The sequence below is a fragment of the Streptomyces sp. NPDC048506 genome (assembly GCF_040651315.1).
Lineage (GTDB): Bacteria > Actinomycetota > Actinomycetes > Streptomycetales > Streptomycetaceae > Streptomyces.
Genome location: NZ_JBEZIX010000059.1, coordinates 14,943 through 32,961, shown reverse-complemented (window position 1 = coordinate 32,961; position 18,019 = coordinate 14,943). Strand labels below are relative to the sequence as shown.

Annotated in this window: 22 protein-coding genes; 8 read left to right on the top strand and 14 right to left on the bottom strand. The window is 66.4% G+C overall.

Translation table 11 applies throughout. From position 1 onward, the window contains the following. Positions 1-14: 14 nt before the first annotated feature. From AB0C96_RS35675 to AB0C96_RS35650, 6 genes are all read right to left on the bottom strand, one after another. Positions 15-599 carry a winged helix-turn-helix domain-containing protein gene (locus AB0C96_RS35675; RefSeq protein WP_362923427.1) on the bottom strand — a complete coding sequence of 195 codons (585 nt, stop codon included), beginning with the start codon at positions 597-599 and terminating at the stop codon, positions 15-17. Between the two features lie 70 nt (positions 600-669). After that, positions 670-1,956, bottom strand: coding sequence for an MFS transporter (locus AB0C96_RS35670; protein WP_362923425.1), 1,287 nt, complete (start codon positions 1,954-1,956; stop codon positions 670-672). Then, the gene (locus tag AB0C96_RS35665) at positions 1,953-2,492 is read right to left on the bottom strand and encodes a winged helix-turn-helix domain-containing protein (protein ID WP_362923423.1); all 540 of its coding nucleotides are present in this window, start codon (positions 2,490-2,492) and stop codon (positions 1,953-1,955) included. The genes AB0C96_RS35670 and AB0C96_RS35665 overlap by 4 nt, the downstream gene beginning before the upstream one ends. A gap of 133 nt (positions 2,493-2,625) precedes the next feature. Continuing rightward, positions 2,626-3,120, bottom strand: coding sequence for a zeta toxin family protein (locus AB0C96_RS35660; protein WP_362923421.1), 495 nt, complete (start codon positions 3,118-3,120; stop codon positions 2,626-2,628). A 70-nt stretch (positions 3,121-3,190) separates the two neighbouring features. Beyond that, positions 3,191-4,333 carry a Fic family protein gene (locus AB0C96_RS35655; RefSeq protein WP_362923419.1) on the bottom strand — a complete coding sequence of 381 codons (1,143 nt, stop codon included), beginning with the start codon at positions 4,331-4,333 and terminating at the stop codon, positions 3,191-3,193. 461 nt (positions 4,334-4,794) lie between these two features. Further along, positions 4,795-4,941: a hypothetical protein gene (locus AB0C96_RS35650; protein ID WP_362923417.1), complete on the bottom strand. Its 147-nt coding sequence runs from the start codon at positions 4,939-4,941 to the stop codon at positions 4,795-4,797. Between the two features lie 279 nt (positions 4,942-5,220). On the opposite strand from AB0C96_RS35650, the gene AB0C96_RS35645 reads away from it, so the two are divergent. The 3 genes from AB0C96_RS35645 to AB0C96_RS35635 are packed head-to-tail and all read left to right on the top strand — an operon-like array spanning position 5,221 to position 6,525. Continuing rightward, entirely contained in the window at positions 5,221-5,724 is a 504-nt protein-coding gene (locus AB0C96_RS35645; protein ID WP_362923415.1) for a hypothetical protein, read from the top strand. Further along, positions 5,721-6,167 (top strand): hypothetical protein, encoded by a 447-nt coding sequence (locus AB0C96_RS35640; protein WP_362923414.1) that lies wholly within the window; start codon positions 5,721-5,723, stop codon positions 6,165-6,167. The genes AB0C96_RS35645 and AB0C96_RS35640 overlap by 4 nt, the downstream gene beginning before the upstream one ends. Before the next feature lie 4 nt (positions 6,168-6,171). Further along, positions 6,172-6,525 (top strand): GntR family transcriptional regulator, encoded by a 354-nt coding sequence (locus AB0C96_RS35635; RefSeq protein WP_362923412.1) that lies wholly within the window; start codon positions 6,172-6,174, stop codon positions 6,523-6,525. Between the two features lie 88 nt (positions 6,526-6,613). Here AB0C96_RS35635 and AB0C96_RS35630 read toward each other — a convergent pair whose 3' ends face one another. The 3 genes from AB0C96_RS35630 to AB0C96_RS35620 all read right to left on the bottom strand — a co-directional run bounded on the left by AB0C96_RS35630 (position 6,614) and on the right by AB0C96_RS35620 (position 8,969). Beyond that, positions 6,614-7,621: a sporulation-delaying protein SdpB family protein gene (locus tag AB0C96_RS35630; protein WP_362923410.1), complete on the bottom strand. Its 1,008-nt coding sequence runs from the start codon at positions 7,619-7,621 to the stop codon at positions 6,614-6,616. Beyond that, entirely contained in the window at positions 7,618-8,214 is a 597-nt protein-coding gene (locus AB0C96_RS35625) for an SdpA family antimicrobial peptide system protein (protein ID WP_362923409.1), read from the bottom strand. Before AB0C96_RS35625 ends, AB0C96_RS35630 begins: the two co-directional genes overlap by 4 nt. Before the next feature lie 98 nt (positions 8,215-8,312). Beyond that, positions 8,313-8,969 (bottom strand): hypothetical protein, encoded by a 657-nt coding sequence (locus tag AB0C96_RS35620; RefSeq protein WP_362923407.1) that lies wholly within the window; start codon positions 8,967-8,969, stop codon positions 8,313-8,315. A gap of 735 nt (positions 8,970-9,704) precedes the next feature. Here AB0C96_RS35620 and AB0C96_RS35615 point away from each other — a divergent pair. Both AB0C96_RS35615 and AB0C96_RS35610 read left to right on the top strand, forming a co-directional pair. After that, entirely contained in the window at positions 9,705-9,887 is a 183-nt protein-coding gene (locus AB0C96_RS35615) for a hypothetical protein (protein ID WP_362923405.1), read from the top strand. A gap of 458 nt (positions 9,888-10,345) precedes the next feature. Continuing rightward, positions 10,346-10,927, top strand: a complete 582-nt coding sequence (locus AB0C96_RS35610; protein ID WP_362923403.1) for a hypothetical protein — start codon at positions 10,346-10,348, stop codon at positions 10,925-10,927. 187 nt (positions 10,928-11,114) lie between these two features. On the opposite strand, the gene AB0C96_RS35605 is transcribed toward AB0C96_RS35610, so the two are convergent. From AB0C96_RS35605 to AB0C96_RS35595, 3 genes are all read right to left on the bottom strand, one after another. Further along, positions 11,115-11,414 carry a hypothetical protein gene (locus AB0C96_RS35605; protein WP_362923401.1) on the bottom strand — a complete coding sequence of 100 codons (300 nt, stop codon included), beginning with the start codon at positions 11,412-11,414 and terminating at the stop codon, positions 11,115-11,117. Positions 11,415-11,721: 307 nt separating this feature from the next. Next, entirely contained in the window at positions 11,722-12,312 is a 591-nt protein-coding gene (locus tag AB0C96_RS35600) for a hypothetical protein (protein WP_362923399.1), read from the bottom strand. Positions 12,313-12,440: 128 nt separating this feature from the next. After that, on the bottom strand, positions 12,441-12,797 hold the full coding sequence (locus AB0C96_RS35595; RefSeq protein WP_362923397.1) for a hypothetical protein: 357 nt from the start codon (positions 12,795-12,797) through the stop codon (positions 12,441-12,443). A 171-nt stretch (positions 12,798-12,968) separates the two neighbouring features. Here AB0C96_RS35595 and AB0C96_RS35590 point away from each other — a divergent pair, with 171 nt between their 5' ends. Then, complete coding sequence (locus tag AB0C96_RS35590) at positions 12,969-13,481, top strand: hypothetical protein (protein WP_362923395.1); 513 nt, start codon at positions 12,969-12,971, stop codon at positions 13,479-13,481. A gap of 50 nt (positions 13,482-13,531) precedes the next feature. Beyond that, positions 13,532-14,083: a hypothetical protein gene (locus AB0C96_RS35585; protein ID WP_362923393.1), complete on the top strand. Its 552-nt coding sequence runs from the start codon at positions 13,532-13,534 to the stop codon at positions 14,081-14,083. A gap of 656 nt (positions 14,084-14,739) precedes the next feature. On the opposite strand, the gene AB0C96_RS35580 is transcribed toward AB0C96_RS35585, so the two are convergent. Beyond that, positions 14,740-15,189, bottom strand: coding sequence for a hypothetical protein (locus AB0C96_RS35580; protein ID WP_362923391.1), 450 nt, complete (start codon positions 15,187-15,189; stop codon positions 14,740-14,742). Between the two features lie 1,020 nt (positions 15,190-16,209). Continuing rightward, a complete protein-coding gene (locus tag AB0C96_RS35575; protein WP_362923389.1) occupies positions 16,210-16,428 on the bottom strand; it encodes a hypothetical protein in 219 nt (72 codons plus the stop codon). A 224-nt stretch (positions 16,429-16,652) separates the two neighbouring features. On the opposite strand from AB0C96_RS35575, the gene AB0C96_RS35570 reads away from it, so the two are divergent. Continuing rightward, positions 16,653-18,005: an AAA family ATPase gene (locus AB0C96_RS35570; protein ID WP_362923387.1), complete on the top strand. Its 1,353-nt coding sequence runs from the start codon at positions 16,653-16,655 to the stop codon at positions 18,003-18,005. Positions 18,006-18,019 lie beyond the last annotated feature (14 nt).

The following is an 18,019-nucleotide window of genomic DNA, read 5'->3' as shown; positions in this document are numbered from 1 at the left end:
GGTGACGACCGGAGTCACTGCGCGTCGGCCCCACGTCCGTCCCCGGGGCGGCCGTCGGGTGAAGCCGGCTTCGTCCTCGAAGCAGACATAGCCCCGGCAGGCCGCCCGGGTCCTTTTACCTCCGCCCAGGTCACCTCCCGCCACACGCTCACGGCCTGCTCGTCGCGCTCGGCGACCCGCCGGGCAGGCACCTGCGGACAGAACCCGAGCCGGTGCATCAACCGGGTGGCACCCGAGACGCTGTAGGAGATGTGAAACTTCCTGCCGATCAACGTGGCCACCCTCGATGCGGTCCACACCTGGTCTTCCACCCAGCCGTGAGCAGCCGGCCCCTCCTCCAGATACACGGCCAGCTTCTCCAGACACCGTGGGGACAGCCGGCACCGGCTCCCGCTCGGACCGCGGGAGGCCAGAGCCTGCACACCACCGTCCCGCCACAACTGATGCCACTGATAAGCCGACTTCACGCTCACCCGAAGCCGCCGTGCGACTTCCGACGGCTTGACCCTCTGTTGGAACAGTTCAGCCGCCTGCATCCGTACCGTCTCCCGGCGCTGACGCCCCGCAGGAGTCAGCCCGCCCCCATCCGCATATCTCACAGACCACGAATACAGCCACCCACCCACACCCATCAGCGACTTCGCAAGGATTCACCCCAACGAGCTGAAGTCAGTAAATAGCACGCTCCTGAACGGGATCCTGGGATTCCGGGTGATCTGGATCATCGGCCGGGTCGGCGGCACGCAGCGCCGCCTCAACCCGGCGGTTGCTGGTCATGGTCGCGGTGACGGTGGTCATGGTGAGGAGGAGGCCGGCGGCGGCGTAGAGCGGGGTGCGTACGTCGTAGGTGGTGGCCAGCCAGCCGCCGAGGAAGGCGCCGAACGGGGCGGCGCACATGGCGAACATGCGGGAGGTGGAGGCGACCCGGCCCATCAGGTGAGCGGGGACGATCGCCTGTCGGAGGGAGGGGCCGAGCACCATCGTGGCGCCCATACCCGCTCCGCAGACGGCGAGCGCGAGGCCGGCGACGTACGGGTTCGGGGCGGCGGCAAGGCCCAGGATGGCGAGTCCCTCGACCGCGGCCGTGCAGGTCAGCGCGGCGCCGGTGCCGAGTCGTCGGCCGAGGAAGGAGGCTATGCCCGCGCCGAGCAGACCGCCGGTGGCCTCCGCCGTGAGGAGCAGACCGAAGCCGAAGGTGCCGATTCCGAGACGGTCGTGCGCGAAGAGGGCGAGTACGGTCTCCACGGCGAGGAAGGCGATGTTCCCGACCGCCGGACGCAGCGCGAGCCCAAGCAACTGATCCCTCAATACGTACGAGGCGCCGGCCCGCGCCTGCCGCAGCAGCGACTCACGGGCCTGCGGTACGGGCCGGGGTGCGGCAGGCAGCGACCGTACGAGCAGTGCGGAGAGGGCGAACGAGACCGCGTCGGCGAGCAGCGGAACCGCCCGCCCGAGCGCGAGCAGGGCACTGCCCGCGGGCGGCCCGGCGAAGCCGGACGCGGCGGTCTGGGTGCCGCGCAGGCGGGAGTTGGCGCGCTCCAGGAGCGCAGGGTTGCGGCCGAGCAGATCCGGTAGATAGGCCGTGGCGGCCGTGTCGAAGAAGAGTCCGCCGAGGCCGAGGAGGAAGGAGACGGCCGCGAGCAGGGGAATGCTCAGCACGTCGAGCGCGGCCGCTGCCGCCGGTATCGCGAGCAGCACCGCCCGCGCCGCGTCCGTGACCCACATCGTGCGCCGACGGTCCCAGCGGTCCACCAGCGCACCGCCGAGCACCCCGAAGAGCAGCCACGGCAGCGTTCCGGCGGCCGTGACGACGGCGAGCGCCATCGGATCCCGCGTCAACGTCAACGCGAGCAGCGGCAGCGCGGCATGCGACACCCCGTCACCGAGCGAGGACACCGTCTGCGCAGTCCACAGCCGTCCGAACCCGGTCGGCAGCTTCCGAACGTCTGAGGTCACTTGGCGTCCCCTTCGGCCTGCTCGCGCGATGCCGGGTGGAACAGTGCGAAGACGAGTGACGCGTCCGGCAGCGACGGATCGGACAGCTCCCGGTACTCGTCCGCCAGTGCTTGCAGCCGCGCCCCCAGCTCCGCGAACTGCTCCTCGGTGAGCCGCAGATGCGCCATCCGCACGTGCCGCTCGCCATCCACCGGCGCTGCCTCCAGGTCCGCGACCGCATGCCGCATCAGCACATCAGGGCCTCCCTCGCCCGGATCCGGCAGCACGATCGCCCGCGCGGCCATTGCGTAGTACCGCTCGGTGACCCCCCGGACCTTCCGCGTTCGTACCACCTTCACCAGGCCGGCCCGTTCGAGCAGCCGTACGTGGTAGCTGGAACTCCCCTTCGCAAGGCCCACTCGCTCGGCGATCTGCGTAATCGTCGCGGGCTCGAAGCGGAGCACGGCCATGATCCGGTGACGCGTGAGATTGGAAACGGCGCGTAGCTGCTCGTCAGTGGTGACGTGGAACGTCTCGGGAAGATCACCGGTAGGCATGCCCCTAATGGTCAACATGTATTGACCATTAGGCAAGGGAGTTTTGTTCGGCTTCCGGAATCGGCTGTCCAGCACGTGAGGGAGCACGGGAGCCGGTGGGGTCTTCCCCGAGGGCTGGTGTCCAGGGCCGGGGTCAGTGTGTGCGAGGTGGGGTCATCCGGGCGTGGAGCAAGGTCGCGCGAGTGAGTTGGGCGCCGTGGCTGTGCTCCTCGTTGAACAGCGCCTTGCCAATCCCCGGCTGCCAGAGGACTGGACGCTGGCATGCCCGCACGTGGGCCTCGACCTCGGCTTGCCATCGGTATGTCTCCGGCCGCACCCGCACTCCTGCGGTGCGCACGTCCTGGACCAGGAAGTCGGGGTAGTGGGGGTGAACGACCTTGTAGGCGTCGCGGTCCACCCGCACCGCGCCGCCCCGCCGGCTCAACGCCGCATGCACCATGTCGACCGCGAGTGACTTGCCGCTGCCGGCCTGCCCCGCGACGAACACCACCACAGGCTGCTGTTGTGCCACCGCGCCGCGCACGCCATCGGGGAGCACCGTCGCCGTCAGGAGCGACTGGGACCAGTCGTCGGCCGGATCTGCGGCCGGAGGCGGTACCGGTGGCGAGGGCTGGAACGGCGAACTCACGTACTCCTCCACGAGCGGATCACGGTGCGGGACACGAAAGGCGGGAGAACAGGGACGGCTCGGGCCGGGGTTAGGGGGCGTAGGGGTTGGTGATGATGTGCGGGCGCCGGGCGGCGGCCAGGACGTTCTCGGGGAAGCGGGGGCCGGCGACGTAGTGGCGACCCTTGGTCTGCCCCACCGCCGTCAGCAGCCCCGCCTTGGTCAGGGCCTGCAGGTCCCGGGTGGCCTGCTGGGTGTTGATGGCTTCGGCCTTCTCATAGCGCGAGCGCCGCACTCGCCCGACCATCGCCACCTCGTGCAGCGCGGTGATCTGCCGCTCCGTCACCCGGAAGGTGTCGGCGGCCTCCATGAGCTGCATCCAGCAGTTGTTGGAGCGCTCCACGCGGCGCTGCACCCGCTGGGTCTGCTGGTGGTAGGCGAGCAGGTTGAACCGGATCCATGGCCCGGTGTCGCGCTCCGGTGAGTAGACCGGGCCGCCGACCTCGCGCAGCACCTTGTAGTACTCCCAGGTGTTGCCCGGCATGCCCAGCCACTCCTCGATGGAGGAGAACTCCGGCGCCAGCACTCCGCCACGGGCGATGACCAGCGTCTGCAGGGAGCGGGACATCCGCCCGTTCCCGTCCGACCACGGGTGGATCTTCACCAGGTTCAGGTGCGCCATCGCCGCCCGCACCAGGACATGGGCGTCCAGGTCGCCGCCGTTGAGCCAGTCCACCAGCTCGCCCATCAGGCTGGGCAGCAGGTCGACGTCGGGGCCCTCGTAATCGGTGGCCAGCTCATCGCCGGGGGCGGTGATGCGGATCGCAGTGCGACGCCACCGGCCAGCCAGCCGCAGCGGATGGTGATGTCCCTGCAGCATCCAGTGCAGCGCGTTGAGCAGTTCCTTGCTGTAGCTGAAGTCGGCTGCGTCGTGCAGGGACTGGATGTAGGTCATGGCCTGCTGGTAGGCCAGCGTCTCAGCCTTGTTCTCCTCGCTGGCATCCACCGCGTCGCGTTCGCCGTCCATCAGGTCTGCAACGTCCTTGGCATCGACCTGGTAGCCCTCGATGGTGTTGGACGCGGCGATCGCGCTGGCCGTCAGGGCCTTGCGCAGATCCTGCGTCCACTTCGTCGGCACCTGCTGCACCGCATGGCGTAGCTGGTCCCGCAGGGAATCGATCTCCTCCAGGACCCGACGGTCGTCGGTGTCGAGGCGAGGCGTCTGATACAGCATGAATGAATGATACCTGACCCCTATCATCCCTTCGATGATCGCCTGGTCCCGACGTAGCAGCTCGACTTTGCGCTCCCAGCCACGGCTGGGAGCGCAAAGCCTCCTGGATCGTTCGCCCAGCCCAGACCGCCTTATCGCCGAAGCGCTGTCCAGTGTGGACGAAAGCTGAGGTGCAGCCCCAGGCGAACGGCTCGGGCGTCGCTGGTCAGATGGAGGGCGACCTGTCCGTGGTCGCCGGGTTGCAGGGTTGGGGTGGTGCCGGCGATGACGGTCCAGACCAGGCGCATCAGGTTGCCGAGCCTCACCCATTCAAGATCCAGCAGCCGGGACCTGGCTCACCCGTCCACAACCTCCCCGGACAGAACACCAGGCATCGACACATAGAAGAGGGCTCGGATCCACAGGATCCGGGCCCCTCGGCGTCTCGGTAATGGTGGCCGTGTCGGCCTCCACCAGGGTGATCAGCTTTCGTCCGGGTTCTTGCCGACCAGAGCAGACAGCAACTCGACGATCTGCGCCTGGCGGCCGTCCATCTTCGTTTCAAGGGCGTCGAAGCGAGCATTGACCTTGGCGAAGCCCTCCAGGAGGTCGATAGCCGTCGGCGCCACGTTGATCAGCTCTTGTTCGGATCCCTGCCGACCAAGGCGCTCAGCAGCTGGATGATCTGGGCCTGTTTGCGGTCCAGCTTGTCGTTCAGGCCGCGCATCTCCTTGGCGAGCTGGTCCACCTTCTCGTCCAGATTGTCACCTTTTGATCAAGATTGCCTACCTGGAGCCGCACCGCGGTGAGATCCGAGACCGTCGCCCCCGGCAGGCTGAAAACAGCCGGTGCGCCTCGCCTCATTAATATGATTGATTGGTAACAATTGAATTAGGAGGGGTGAGTTCGTGACCACGACGACTGATGCCAGACGAGACCGCGCAGGGTGGCCGGCGGGACAGATCGCACTTGGTGCCGCACCGTGGCTGGTGGCGGCGGTGGTGCCGTGGGTGGTGCTGCTGGTGCTGCGTGACCGTATGCCCGCGGAAGTGGTCTCGCACACAGGGTGGGGCGGTCCGGACGGCTTCATGGCGGCGCCGAACTTCGTGGCGATCGTGACCCTTGCCTTCCTGTTCCAGGGCGCGGTGTTCGTCCCGGCACTGATCAAGGGCGCGCAGACGAACGGCCAGTACCTGCTCACCGCCGCCGTGTGCTGGGGGTTCGGTGCGGGTGAGGCGTACCTCCTCGCCGTGGACCTGCACGCCGACGCCCGTGGCAGCGGCTTAAACCACGCGCAGTTGCTGGAGGCGTACAACATCAACTGGGCACTGCACGGACCGGTCACCGCCGTGCTCGCGGTGGTGGCCGGTGCGGCGGGTGTGCTGATGGCACGGAAGGCGGTACGCCGGTGACGACCCGCGGAACGTGGTCCCGCGCCGCCGGGCCCTCCTGGTGCCTGCCCGTCGCCGGAGTCATCCTCCTGGCCGTCGTCCTGCTGACGATCGCCAACGGCCTGGCATGGTGGATGTGGGCTCCCGTCTTCTTCGCCGTCTGCACCGCGGGCTGCGGGCTGGTACGGGTCAGCGTGGACGCCGGCGGGGTGCGCGTGGCCTGCGGCCCGGTGCCAGTGCGCACGGTGGCGCTGGAGAAGATCGACAAGGCAGAGGCGGGTTACGCCAGGCTGATGGACATGGGCGGCTTCGGGTACCGCATCATGCCGGGGCGGCACGCCTTGGCACTGCGCCCCGGCGACGCACTGTGGCTGACGCTGACCAGCGGCCGGGAATTCGTCATCACCGTGGATGACGCGGCCTCCGCCGCCTCGTTGGTCAACCGGCTGCGGAAGAAGGGATAAAGGAGTGCTGGTGGAGATCGACGCGGCCTCCAAGGAGACCATCGGCGACCAGATCGCCGCGCAGATCCGCGGTAACCTGGTCTCCGGCCGACTACGTACTGGCGACCGGCTGCCCTCCGCCCGGGATCTTGCCCGCTCGCTGCAGATCTCGTTCCACACCGTGCTGCGTGGATACCAGACCCTGGCCACCGAGGGCCTGATCGAGCTGCGTCGCGGGCGCGGAGCGATCGTCATCCGGGAGATCGACCCGGGCCGTGAGCGATTGGAGGCGCTGGCACGGGAGTTCGCGCAGCTCTCCCGTTCCCTGGGAACGGGCCGGGACGACGCGCTGGCGCTGGTCGCGTCCCACTGGGACTGACTGGGACCAGCGGAAGGGTGCGGGGGGCAGCCGTACCGGAACTCCCTGCTGCCCCGCACCCCGATCTACCGGTACGACTGCCCGCTCGTCAGGGCAGCGCTGCAGTCTTGTCCGGAGCCGACGCATCCGACTGTTCCTTTTGCTGCGCCTGTTCGGCCCGATCCGCCTGCGGGGCCTCGGCCGGCTCGACGGCCGGCTCCGGCTCGGTCTGTCGCCCGTCCTCGGTACGGCGGCGGATGTGCGAACCGAGCGGCATGCACAGCACCGTGATCCCCGCGGCCATGGCAAGCGCGAAGGACCACAGACCCATCACCGAGGCGATGCACAGATGGAAGAAGAACCCCAACCACATCGCCCAGTACCTGTAGCGCTGCGGCAGCAGCAGCGCCACTGCCAGGCTCAGTTCGATGACCAGCGGGACCCATGTCATCAGCGCCACGCCCACGGGCGTCGCCACGATCGGATCGATCAGCCACGACAGCCACGGCGCGGCGCCGAAGTTGAGATCCTGCGCCCAGTACCACATGGCGGTTCCGTCGGCCCATTCCGCGTGCGGAAGCTTCGCCACCGCCGCCTGGAAGTAGATGACCGACATCTGGAGGCGCAGCATCACCAGCGACGACAGGCCCAGCAGCGCCCACACCCGCTGCCCCCGGGCACCGGTGAAAGCGGGAGGCTCGTTCCAATGCCAGCGCCGCGGATCGCCCAGTGAGGGCAGCACGAACAGCACCGAGAGGATCAGAGCCACCTGATCGCCGCCGTCGTTGATGGCGATCCCGGAGAATACCGAGTAGTTGACGTAGGCGTGTGGCAGCGCCGTCAGGCGTGGGCGCCAGCCGGAGGCGGCGATCAGCAGCACCGCGACACAGCCGTACATGATCCACGTCAGCCCGGAGTACGAGCCCTTCGCGGCGCAGAACGCCGAGGCGGACAGCGCTCCGTCACACGGCGGGTAGTCGCCAAGGGTTGCGACGGGACGGAAGAGGGTCTCGGCGCTGGAGAAGATCAGCGTCCCCGCCGTGCCGAGCGCGGCGAGGGTGCGGGCGAGGCCGTAGACGTTGGTCCACGGCAGCCGCAGCATGCGGTCTGTGCTCACTTGCAGGTCACATCCCATACGGCCGCCCGCTCTACGCTGTGGCTGCCCTTCATCAGGTCACGCCAGGCGAAGGGGACCGGCTTCATCTCCACCAGCGCGGCGCGTCCGCACAGCGACGGCGCCGGCGAGGTGTTCGTCACGGGCTTGGACAACTTCGCGCCCTTCAGGCACTCCTCCGCCGAGGAAGCGTCGGAGCAGTCGTTCCAGCGGATGCCGTCCTTGCGAACCATCAGCGCCCCCTCGATGCCTTGCGACCGGGAGGCCCGGTCCAGACCGAAGGCGTTCGACGGCTTCGCGTGCGGCGATATCCGCGCATCGGACCAGGTGCCGTCGGCGAGCTGCCGGAAGGGCACATACACCGGCTCACGGGGCGATTTGGTGAAGAACGCCCAGCCCTGTGGGGCCACGGCCAGGGCCACCTTGTGGACCTCCTTCTGTCCGGGCAGTTTGATCACGTTCGGTGGGAGGAATGCCTGGGCCACGTAGACGGCCGCCAGCGCCCACACCGCGGTGACGAGGGCGATCCAGAGGCGAGGTGTGCGGGATCTCGGAGCCGGGGTGTCGGCCCGCCAGAGGAAGTCAGGGAGAGGCATAGCAGTCCAAGGAGACGGAGGTGTCATGGCGCGGCGGGCCGCCCCCAGAACTGGGAGGGGGCGGCCCGCCGGTTACGCGGCGGTGCTCAGCTCAGCTTTCAGGCGGCCAGAAGCTTGGTGATGTCGGCGATCTTCTGGTCCTTGGACAAGTCCGAGGTGCCCGCCGCCATCGAGGCGTTGACCACCCACTTCCACGCCTGCGCCACGACGGCGACCGACACCACGGCGCCGCCGCCGGTGGTCACGACCACCAGCGACTGCACGGCGAGCACGTTGACAACGCACTTTCCGGAGCCTTCGCCCAGGTCCTTCTTGTCCTCGGAAACGACCTTGTTGAGCAGCTTCACGGCGTCGCCCATACCGGCCTCCACCTTGCGAGGGTCACCCGAGCGCAGCTTGGCCGAGTAGTCCGCGAAGAAGCCCTTGTCCTTCTTGGCGATGGCGTCCATCACGAGAGCCGTGGCCCTCTTCGCCTTGGCGGAGTTGTTCGCCTCGTAGTTCTTCTTCGCCTCCGTGTACTCGGGCATTTCGGCAAACTGCTTGCCGACCTCGCCCTGGATGAAGAACAAGCCCGCTAAAATTTCGCGGCCGTCCTGGTCGGTGCCGACCTGGGCGCCCTTCTGGGCGGCCAGTGTCATGGTCGGGCTGGACTTGGCGCTCGCGGCGTTGTCGATGGCCAGCGCGGGGGCCGCGACGCCCAGCGCGAGAATGGTGGCAGCGGAGGCCGCGACAGTATGTAGAGTCCTGCGATTCACTTAAGATGCTCCTGTGTGGTGTTGACAGCATTGCTGTTTCGTGGCCATGTCTGATCGTTCGCCACGGTCCTTCGCAGTCACGCCTGCGGCACCGTGTTAACCCCTGTCGAACTCGCGGGAGAAACTGACACGGCCAATAACGACGGAATGACAACACCGAGAGCGGATATCTTCCCCTTCATTCATTTCCCCGTTCGGTGGCTTTCTTGTCGCTGTCAGTTATAGCAGCCGACGAATCCGCGTTCGAGTCATTTTTAAGGCTTGGCGCGAAGCGGCGCCACTTGGCCAACACGCCAAAGGAGACTACCTGCTTGACAATCACCTGGACAGAAATACTGGAATCCGCCCTGCCGCCCTGCCGCGAAGCACAAAGCAGTCAATGGAAAAAGTACCGGAATTCCTGGTACCGGCATCCGCACGCAATGGAAACGCAAGGGAATTTCTCATTCATAGGAGGCGGAACGAGCCGTCCCCGCTCATCGATCCCGGAAGTGGGAGGCGCTCAGATCTGGATCCGTGCCCGTACGGGTCGGCGGCCAGGCGCTGCATCCCGCACCCATGCGCAGGAACTGGGGCAGCTGTGTATATGACCGGACTCGCTCCCCTCACATCGCGGTACAGATGCTTGACCGCACCGCATGGTGTGCTGGTCATCGAACTCGCCGGAGCCCGCCCAGACGCTGTTCTGGGCCGTAATGGGGCCGGTCTCGATCGGCCTGTTCGCAACCGAGGTCCGTGGGCGTGTGGTTGGGGCGCTATCCGTTTTTTCCGCAGGACGCGTTGACCGTTGCCGTCGCCACGCAGGCGGTGGGCATGCTCGGGCTGTACGCGGCCGGCACCGATCCGATGGCAGCGGTGGTGTTCCTGGTACTGATGGGCGGTGCACTCGGGCCGGTACTCATGCCCCCCAGAACGTGATGCTGCATTGCGCACCGGGCCGCACGGACCGGACCGCCGTGACCGCTGCGGCTAAGCGCGTTTCCAGAAGTTCTGTCGGTAACCGGGGCGGGAACCAGGGGGCTGCGGTGGCCAGGAGCTGGCCGGGTGAGACACGCAAGGCTTCGCGCATCGGTCTAGAACAATGCGTTGCTTCCTTCAATGCTCTTCACCGGAGACGTCTGCTCGACATGCCCCTGCGGAACCGGTCACTCCCGCGGCTGATCAAGCCATCTCACTCCCCACTTCTTCGATTGCCCACGTAGGGAGTTGTAGCGTCAATCAGCCTCCCCAGAACTGCCGTTGGCCAACCAACGCGGACGGGAAGGTCTCCAACGGAAGGATTTCTACATCTCACCTCGACATCGCTCGTTCGGCACTGATGAGGCAGCCACGCGCTGCTCGTCAACGCACTACGAGCCAGACCACTGGAAGGCCAAATGAAAATCAAGCGTGTCGCAGTCGCCATCGCCACCTGCACTGCTCTCGGCATAGCCGGAACGTCGGCTGCAAGCGCCTTTGCAGTTGCCCCAACTTCTTCGTTAAGCAGCCAGAGGAACACGTTAGTCGATCATGCTGAAGATGGCCGCGCCATTTTCACCGGCCTCTTCCTTAACCAGGGGAGGTACTCGGAACAGCTCGCCACGATTGCGACTGCGACGACTGGGACCGACGCTGGCAAAGTCCAGAAGTTTGACTCGAAGCATGTCGACAGACTGCTCAAGCGCATCGCAAAGAATAACCCAAACTTCTTCACCGACTTCTCCCGAAAGGCTCACTCCGGGAACCCGCGCCTGGTGAGGCAAGCGATCGGGGAGGCGCACGACCAACTGAGCATCGTTCGCAAGCAGTCAGTAGATGACACCGGTAAAGGCACCGGATCCTGCCTTGTGCTGGCAGTCTATGCCGCAGTGGTGAAGTGGCAAGCATATATCTGGGCCCCCCAGTCCAGTAGTGCTGTTGACCCACTGGAAAACGACCAAGCTGTAGCGGAACTGACGCAACTTCTCGCCGCTTCCTGACGCCTGACTTCGCTTCCTATCTCTAGGTGTTTTGTCCGGGTACAGAGAGCATTCCGACTCAGTGGCAGCTGGTCCTGAGGACCTTCTTGTTCCTCCCTAGCGCAACCGTCCGCGGCGCGCTGTCCGGCCGCACGGAGACCGGACAGCGCGGCCTGGCGCTTGTTGCGGCGCCTGGCGGGAAATTCTGCTAGTCGTGGCCTCCGTTGCGAGCGCGCCGTGCGTCGCGCACGGATTCCTCCAGCGCGGCCATCAGGTCCACCGGTGGCTGTGGCTCAACAGGTGGCGCCGCCCGCCCGCCGGCGGCGAGGGTTTCGACGAGGAGGTTCAGCGCCTGCGCGTAGTCGTCGTGCAGCTCGGTGATGTCCACGCCCGCCATCTCGGTCATCAGCAGCTCGGCAATCTCCAGCTCCCGGTCGGTGGTCGACGCCGGGCTGGACAGGTCGCCGGGGTCACGGATCTCCTCGGGCCCGTGCAGGGTGTGCAGCACCAGGATTCCGTTCCTCGCTCGCAGGACGGACAGTCGCTCCCGCGACCGGAGAGCCGCCTTGCGCACCGCGAGCCGGCCCCGGCCGGCGGCCCTCAACCCACAAACCGGCCGCTAAAAAACCCGGACAGCTCACAGACTGCCCACGACGTTGTAGTCCTATATGGGCAGTGGCTCGGCATAGAGATCTTCAGCGTGAGCTCCGCCGAGCCACCACAACGCCCGGTACAAGGGAACGTCGTCGACATACAAGCCGGCATCGCGCCCAGATCACCACAACGTCAGAGGCAGCAATCGGGCGGCAATGCGATCAGGCCAGATGCAATTGCTTCGCCATCCTTGCCACCATCTCATCCTTGCTCATCGGACCGCCGGCCGGCGGGGAGGCGACCAAGTCCACCCACCGCGTTTTTGTCGTCATGTCCATGAGGGCCACAGCGGCAACAGCAGCGATGTTCACTCCTTTTCCGACGCCTAAATCCTGATCGCCCTTTTTCGCGACTGCGTTGAGTTTCTTATTGGCAGCTTCCAGCCCATGTTCTACCTTGCGCGGATCGCCGCTGCGTAGGCTCGTTGATAATTCCGTGAAGAATCTTGGGTCCTTCCGGGCGATATCGCTGGTGAGGGACGTGATAGCTTTTCGACCTTCGGGCGTGTTGTTCTTGGCGAGCTCGCTGTTGGGGGCGTGAAGCAGTCCACTGTTTGCGAGCTTCTTGGCGACTTCGCCTTGCGAGAAGAGCAGGCCAGCGAAGAGAGCCTTGCCGTCCGCGTCATAGCTGTTGCCGGATATGGGAACGTTTTGCTGAGTTGCGGGGGAAGCGGGAGCTGCCACCGCAACAGTGGCGACTCCGCCGACCGCGACAGCAGCAGTAAACACTGCCGCCAAGACACGCTTTGCCATGACTATAACTTCCTTTCTGGAGTGGGATTTCAAGTAAGGATCTTGCACGAGCGCCCCCGTTGGTGGCTAGGCCGGAATCAGCCGCTCCACCGATTGGAAACGACTAGTGTCTCGTCATCCTGATTGCGTTACTTCACGTTGTTATTGACGAGTTTCTTCATGCTGGTCTGGACGAGTCGGACCTTGACGAGGATCTCGTCGGTGGTGGCGGTCCAGGTGAAGGGTTTCGCGTTCTCGTTCCAGGAGCCGATGTAGTCGCGGATCTGTTTGACCAGGACGTTGACGCTCGCGAACGTGCCGCGGCGGATGGACTGCCGGGTGATGATCCCGAACCAGATCTCGATCTGGTTGGTGGTCCGGACCCTCTCCCCGCTGCGCGAGCCGTGGATCGCCGCGACGCTGGTGTTCGTCGCCGTCACGTCGGTTTCGGTGGGGCTGTTGAGCGCCGTGGTGACGGGGCTCGGCATGGTCGGGCTGTTCTTCATCCCGGCCGCCTGCGCCCGTCAGCTGCCGGATGTCATCCGCCGGCGTTCCCGGCGTTCGGCAACCGCCCCGAGAGACACGGGCCCGCAGATAGGACACCGTCCCGACCGGTCCGGCCGCCTGATTGCCCGGGGCGCTGCCTGCCGGGCATGCTGCGCGTCCGGAGAGAGGGGATGAGCGTGTCCGAACACGACGACGCACAGGCGGCGGAAGCGTCGCTCAGGAAGGCCGTGGAGCTCCTGCGCGACGACGACGCGACCGACGGCACCGAGGTGACCCAACAGGCTGTTTCAGAGGCCGTCAGGGCGCTGCCTGAGGCACCGCGGCTGGGATGGACAGCCGAGCAGGAGACGCAGATCCGGGCCATGGTGGGCCTGATCCGCAAGGTCCGGTATCTGGCCCGGACGAATGCGGGCTGGTGGCGCAAGCAGCGGGAGTGGCGGGCACGGCAGCGCCTGGTCGACCTGGCGATGGCGGGTGAGCCGGAGCTGTTCAACGAGGCAGAGCTGCGGCATTGGAAGAGCCACATGACGGTGGAGGTGCTGCTGGAGTTTGCGGCCGGGGCGATGAAGCGGGCCGACACCGAGTTGGCTCTGAGCCGCTTGGCCACGGTGCACGCCGCGACGTACGAGGACCTGACGAGGGTCAAGGAGCAGCTCGCCGAACAAAGCAAGACCGTCGGCTGACCCGCCGTGACCGGCTTGGGAGCGGGGCGTTGTGCAGGGCAGCGCGTGCCATGGTTTCCGCACCGCGACAGCCCGAGTCTCTGGGTGACTACCTGTACCAGCACCTGAATCTGCCGCTGGATTTCGAAGGTCCGCTCACGGTGCAACACATCGCCAATGTGGCGCTGCTGGCCACGGCGCACTCCGCGGGCTACGCGGCTACTCAGCACTTGGTGTCGCTGATGGCGGGGGTCCCTACCCCGACGGATGAGCCGTACGAGGACTTCTGGTTCAAGTTCTGGCAGGCCTCGGGATCGGCGTACTTCATGCCAGGCAACATGAAGCACTCGGTCCTGGCCGCTCTGGACGGTGTAGGGACGGCACTGGCGGACCGAATGCTGACGGGCTTCTCCGAGATGAGCCCCGAGCAGTGGGCAGCGACGGCCTCGGTCGTGGGGGACGCGCTGGAGGATCAACTCAGCCCGTTAAAACAGGCGGAGGGGAACGGCGAGTTGTGGCTGCGGGATATCCAGCTGACGGCCTGGCGCGTTCTGTACGCCGCCAGCACCCCGCTGGGCTGGGAGGAACGCATGGCTTTCCGCGAGGGATGGAAGAGCATCTAAGCCTGCATGGCGAGCAAACGAAGTGCCCCGCCCGGCGGCAATGCCGGAGGCGGGGCGCTGTTCGTACGGGCGGGTCACCGGAGCCAGACGATATCCAGTTCCCTGATGTTCTGATGTGTTCAAGCACATCATCTTGCTCGCGCCTATCACTTTCCTGACCTACGGCGAGGTCCCTCAAGCCGTCGATCGGTTCGCCGCCCGCGGGTTCGTCAAGCAGATCGGCCCCCGGGACGTCTGGATCAACCCCGCTGGTGTGCGCGTCGTCCCACGCTGTGAGCTGCCCGCGGGGCTCCTCATAGAACGAAATGCGGCCAAGGCCAGACGAACTGGCGACCCGACCCCCACGGTACCGGCCCCGTTGGCCTGACGTCGCAAGACGGAATGTGCCGGGGACCGCTTCTCGCTACGCGAATCCGGCCTTACGCCTGTGGTGGTACGGGCGCAAGCCTGTGAGCCCGGCCGGGCCCTGGGCCAGTGCTCCAGAGCTCAGCCAGGCTCCCTCTCAGGGCTCTCAGATCCCAAGAGTTGCGGGCCCTTGCTGAGGGACTGCACCCGCTTGCCCTACGACACGAGGCGGATCTGCTCAATCGGTGTGGCCTCCACGGCCGATGAGCATGGCCCCCATGATGCCTCCTGGGCTCGCACCACAACGATCGTCAGCTCACGGCGGCGATCTCCGTGGTGTGCGCCTTGCCGCGTGCATCCAGGACGAACCGAAGCCCCTGACCGGGCCTGTATTTGTCGGCCGAGACGTACTTCTGCACGTAGTTGCAGTCCAGATATCCGCTGTCGGCGATCCACCGGTGGGTCTCGACGTTGTAGATCCGCAGCCTGGCCGCGCCGTGGTCGTTGTTGTTCCAGCACCGGAACGCGCCCGTGACTCCCCCTGCAGGCGGGACGAACGTGCTGGAGACCCACTGCTTGTGGTGCGCGTTGAGGTAGGCGGCGGAAATCTTGGCCTGCCAGAGCAGCCCCTGGGTGTTCGCCGGGGTGGCGACCGCAACTGCGTTCGACTCCTGAGCCTGAGCTGGGGATACGAGGACCGCTCCGCCTGCGAGAGCCATAACGGCGACGGCCACGGTTGCGATACTGCTGCGTAACTTCATGGTTCAACTCCCTGGTGAGTTGGGGCGGCGCGGGATGGGCCGCGCCGCCGCTTGCATCACCGAGGTTGAAGTCCGGTGTCTGCCAGATGCCAGCGTGCGCGGGCAATTGGGGTGACAGTGGGACGCCTCACGCGGTGACCTGGTCAAACGCGGCAGAAATTGACGTGCTTCTGAGATGGCCCCAGCCACCGGGACGTCACTGCAGCCGCGCAGACGACACCCGCCTTGTCCGCGACACTGGCCTCTGAGTCGATGGGAGAGGGGCGCCAGTGAAGGCTTGGATGCACTCAAAGACCCGTCGCCTGGGCGACCGGCACCAGCCGAGATGGCCCCTCCACCGTGCGCAGCTGCGCGAGCAGTTCGGCCGGATCACCCGGGGCGGGCGCATACGGCCTTGGGACTGGTGAGCTCGCATGTTGAGGTGTCGCGTATTCGCGTTGTCCTGATCATCACCAGGCGTCGTTGTTCTGCCGCAGTAGCGCTGCCGACCGAAGAACCGAGAAGATGCTGGCGTGGACCAGGGGGACGCTGCGGTCATTGCCGCCGGCCTGGGAATCGCAGGCACGCTACTTGGGTCACTCGGCGGTGCTGTCGTGGCGGCCCGCTCGACACGCAGGCAGATTCGCGATCAGGAGGCCGTGGCACTAGATGCGACAAGAGCGACAAAGGGCATATTCTGCGCTCCTGGACGCCTGCCACCAAGCTATCGACGCCCTCGGTGAGCTCCGGGACGCAGGAGTCACGCCAGATAACCCGCAGCTGCAACTTTGGGGCCCATACTTCCGCGCCGTCACAGGAGCAGACAGAGCCGTCACCGTGATCGCGATCATGGGACCACGGGACATGCATGCCAAAGCTGACAACCTCGTGCATGCGCTCAAGTCCCTCGCGAGAACGATGCGTCCAGAATCAGACGTATTGGCCGGTGCTGCATAGCCCAGAGCAGCACCGTTCAGGAGGTATCGCTGAATCAGCCGACCTCGGGGCGGCGTATGTGCCTCACCGAGGGCAGCCGATTGGTCAGCGGCGGACGTGGATGCAGATGTGCACGGTCCCTCCGATGGTGGCCGCCGCAACGCCGATCCCGAGGACCGTACCGACATAGTCGGCGTTGTCGGTGAGGGCGAGCACGATTACGGCCGCGACCGTGGCCAGCAGAGTCAGCGCGGTGACCCACCGTAGCGCCTTCTCCGCGCGGCTCGAAGGTGCCGGTGCTGAATCATGGCGGGGTGACGTCATATGTGGTTGTTCCTTTGCGAGTTAACCGATGGCGGAGCTCAGCCTTGTCCGGCCGGCGGGGGCCGGGCCAGCAGTCCGGGGCGTCCGGCGGATGAGCCCGGACGGGGTTCCGGCACGGCAGCATGGTCCTGGCTGTTGATGCAGGCGGGGAGGAAGACAAGGCTATGAACGGGGCGGGAACGAAATGGGGGCCGTTGTCAGGACCGAGTGCCACACACAACGAAGTGGCCAAGCTGTTGCGGTCGTGGCTCGACCTGGCCGGCTGCACCGTGCCCGCCTTGATCGACCGGTTTACCCCGGAGCACTTCGGCGATGCTGATCCGCCGCGACGCACCGCAACCTATGCGCGCCTCGCGGGCAACGGCCTGACGTGGGAATTCATCGAGGCCATTGTGGATGTCACCACGGACAACGCCGCACTGCAGGAACAGCGTCTGGCCGAAGTGCGCGTCCCCTGGGACGCGGCGCGCCAGAGGGCGGTCTCTCGCCGCGAGCTGGTGGATAGCGATCTGGCGCACCGGGCACTCGATCTCGCCGAGCAGCTGCGCCAGGCAGAGCAACGTGAGGCCGTGCTGCTGGCGGAGCGGGACCGCATCCGGCAGATGGCACGGGCCCTGATGGTGATCTGCGAGCGGATCCGGCAACACGTGGATGATCTGCGTCTGGCCCAGGCCCGGGGACGGCTAGCAGAGGGAGGCTCGTCGGTGCTGGCGTGGGAGCACCGACTGCAGGAGAGCGAGTGGCAACAGGCCGTTGCCGAGATGGAGCGGGAGCGTGCCCAGCGCATGCTCGTGGAGTGGTCGCAGCACGTCGCCGATCTCAGCCGTTCCCTGCTGCCAGGAGGCCGCCCCGGCGAGCCGCAACCGACCATCGCGGCAAGCCCTCCGTCGGCCCTCGATCTTCCAGATGGCGAGCTTGCCGACGTCGACCGCGCGCTGGGCCTGACGGGGCAAGAGGTCGAGATTGCGGGAGAGGTCCTCGACGGCTTCGCCGACGAGTTCGCCCACCACAACGGCACACGGGAGGGGTTCCTGCGATCGGTACGGCTGGTCGGCGGGCAGCACGCTGGACTGTCCCCCTTGCCGATCATCCGACGCTTGGAGAAGGGAGTGTCGCTGCACTCCGGGATCACCGTCTTGGCGGGCCCGAACGGGTCGGGGAAGTCGAACGTCCTGGGAGCACTGGCTCTGCTGACAGACTGCCGGTTCAGCAACGGCGGCCTGCCGCAAGGGCTTAGTTCGCTCAGCCGTGTGATCGCCGAGGGGCTGGAGGCGCGGTGGTCCACGATGCGGGAGCCGGAGAGCCGCCTGTTCGTGTCTTACCTAGGTACCTCGCCCGAGGGCGCGGATGAGCTCCTTGAAGGTATGGACGGGCCAAACCGGCTCCGCCAGCCGCCGCAAGTACCAGCCGTTCACCCGGCACGACTCGCCACCGCAGTGTGGGCAGACCGCGCCCACCGACCGGGCTCGCACACGCATCGTGCCCCCCGACTGCGGCTCGCCAGGCCAACTCCATCACGACACCGGCTAGATGAGGGAACAGCACCTCGAAACTCCGCGAAGGACACACGAATCTGATCACAGCCACCACT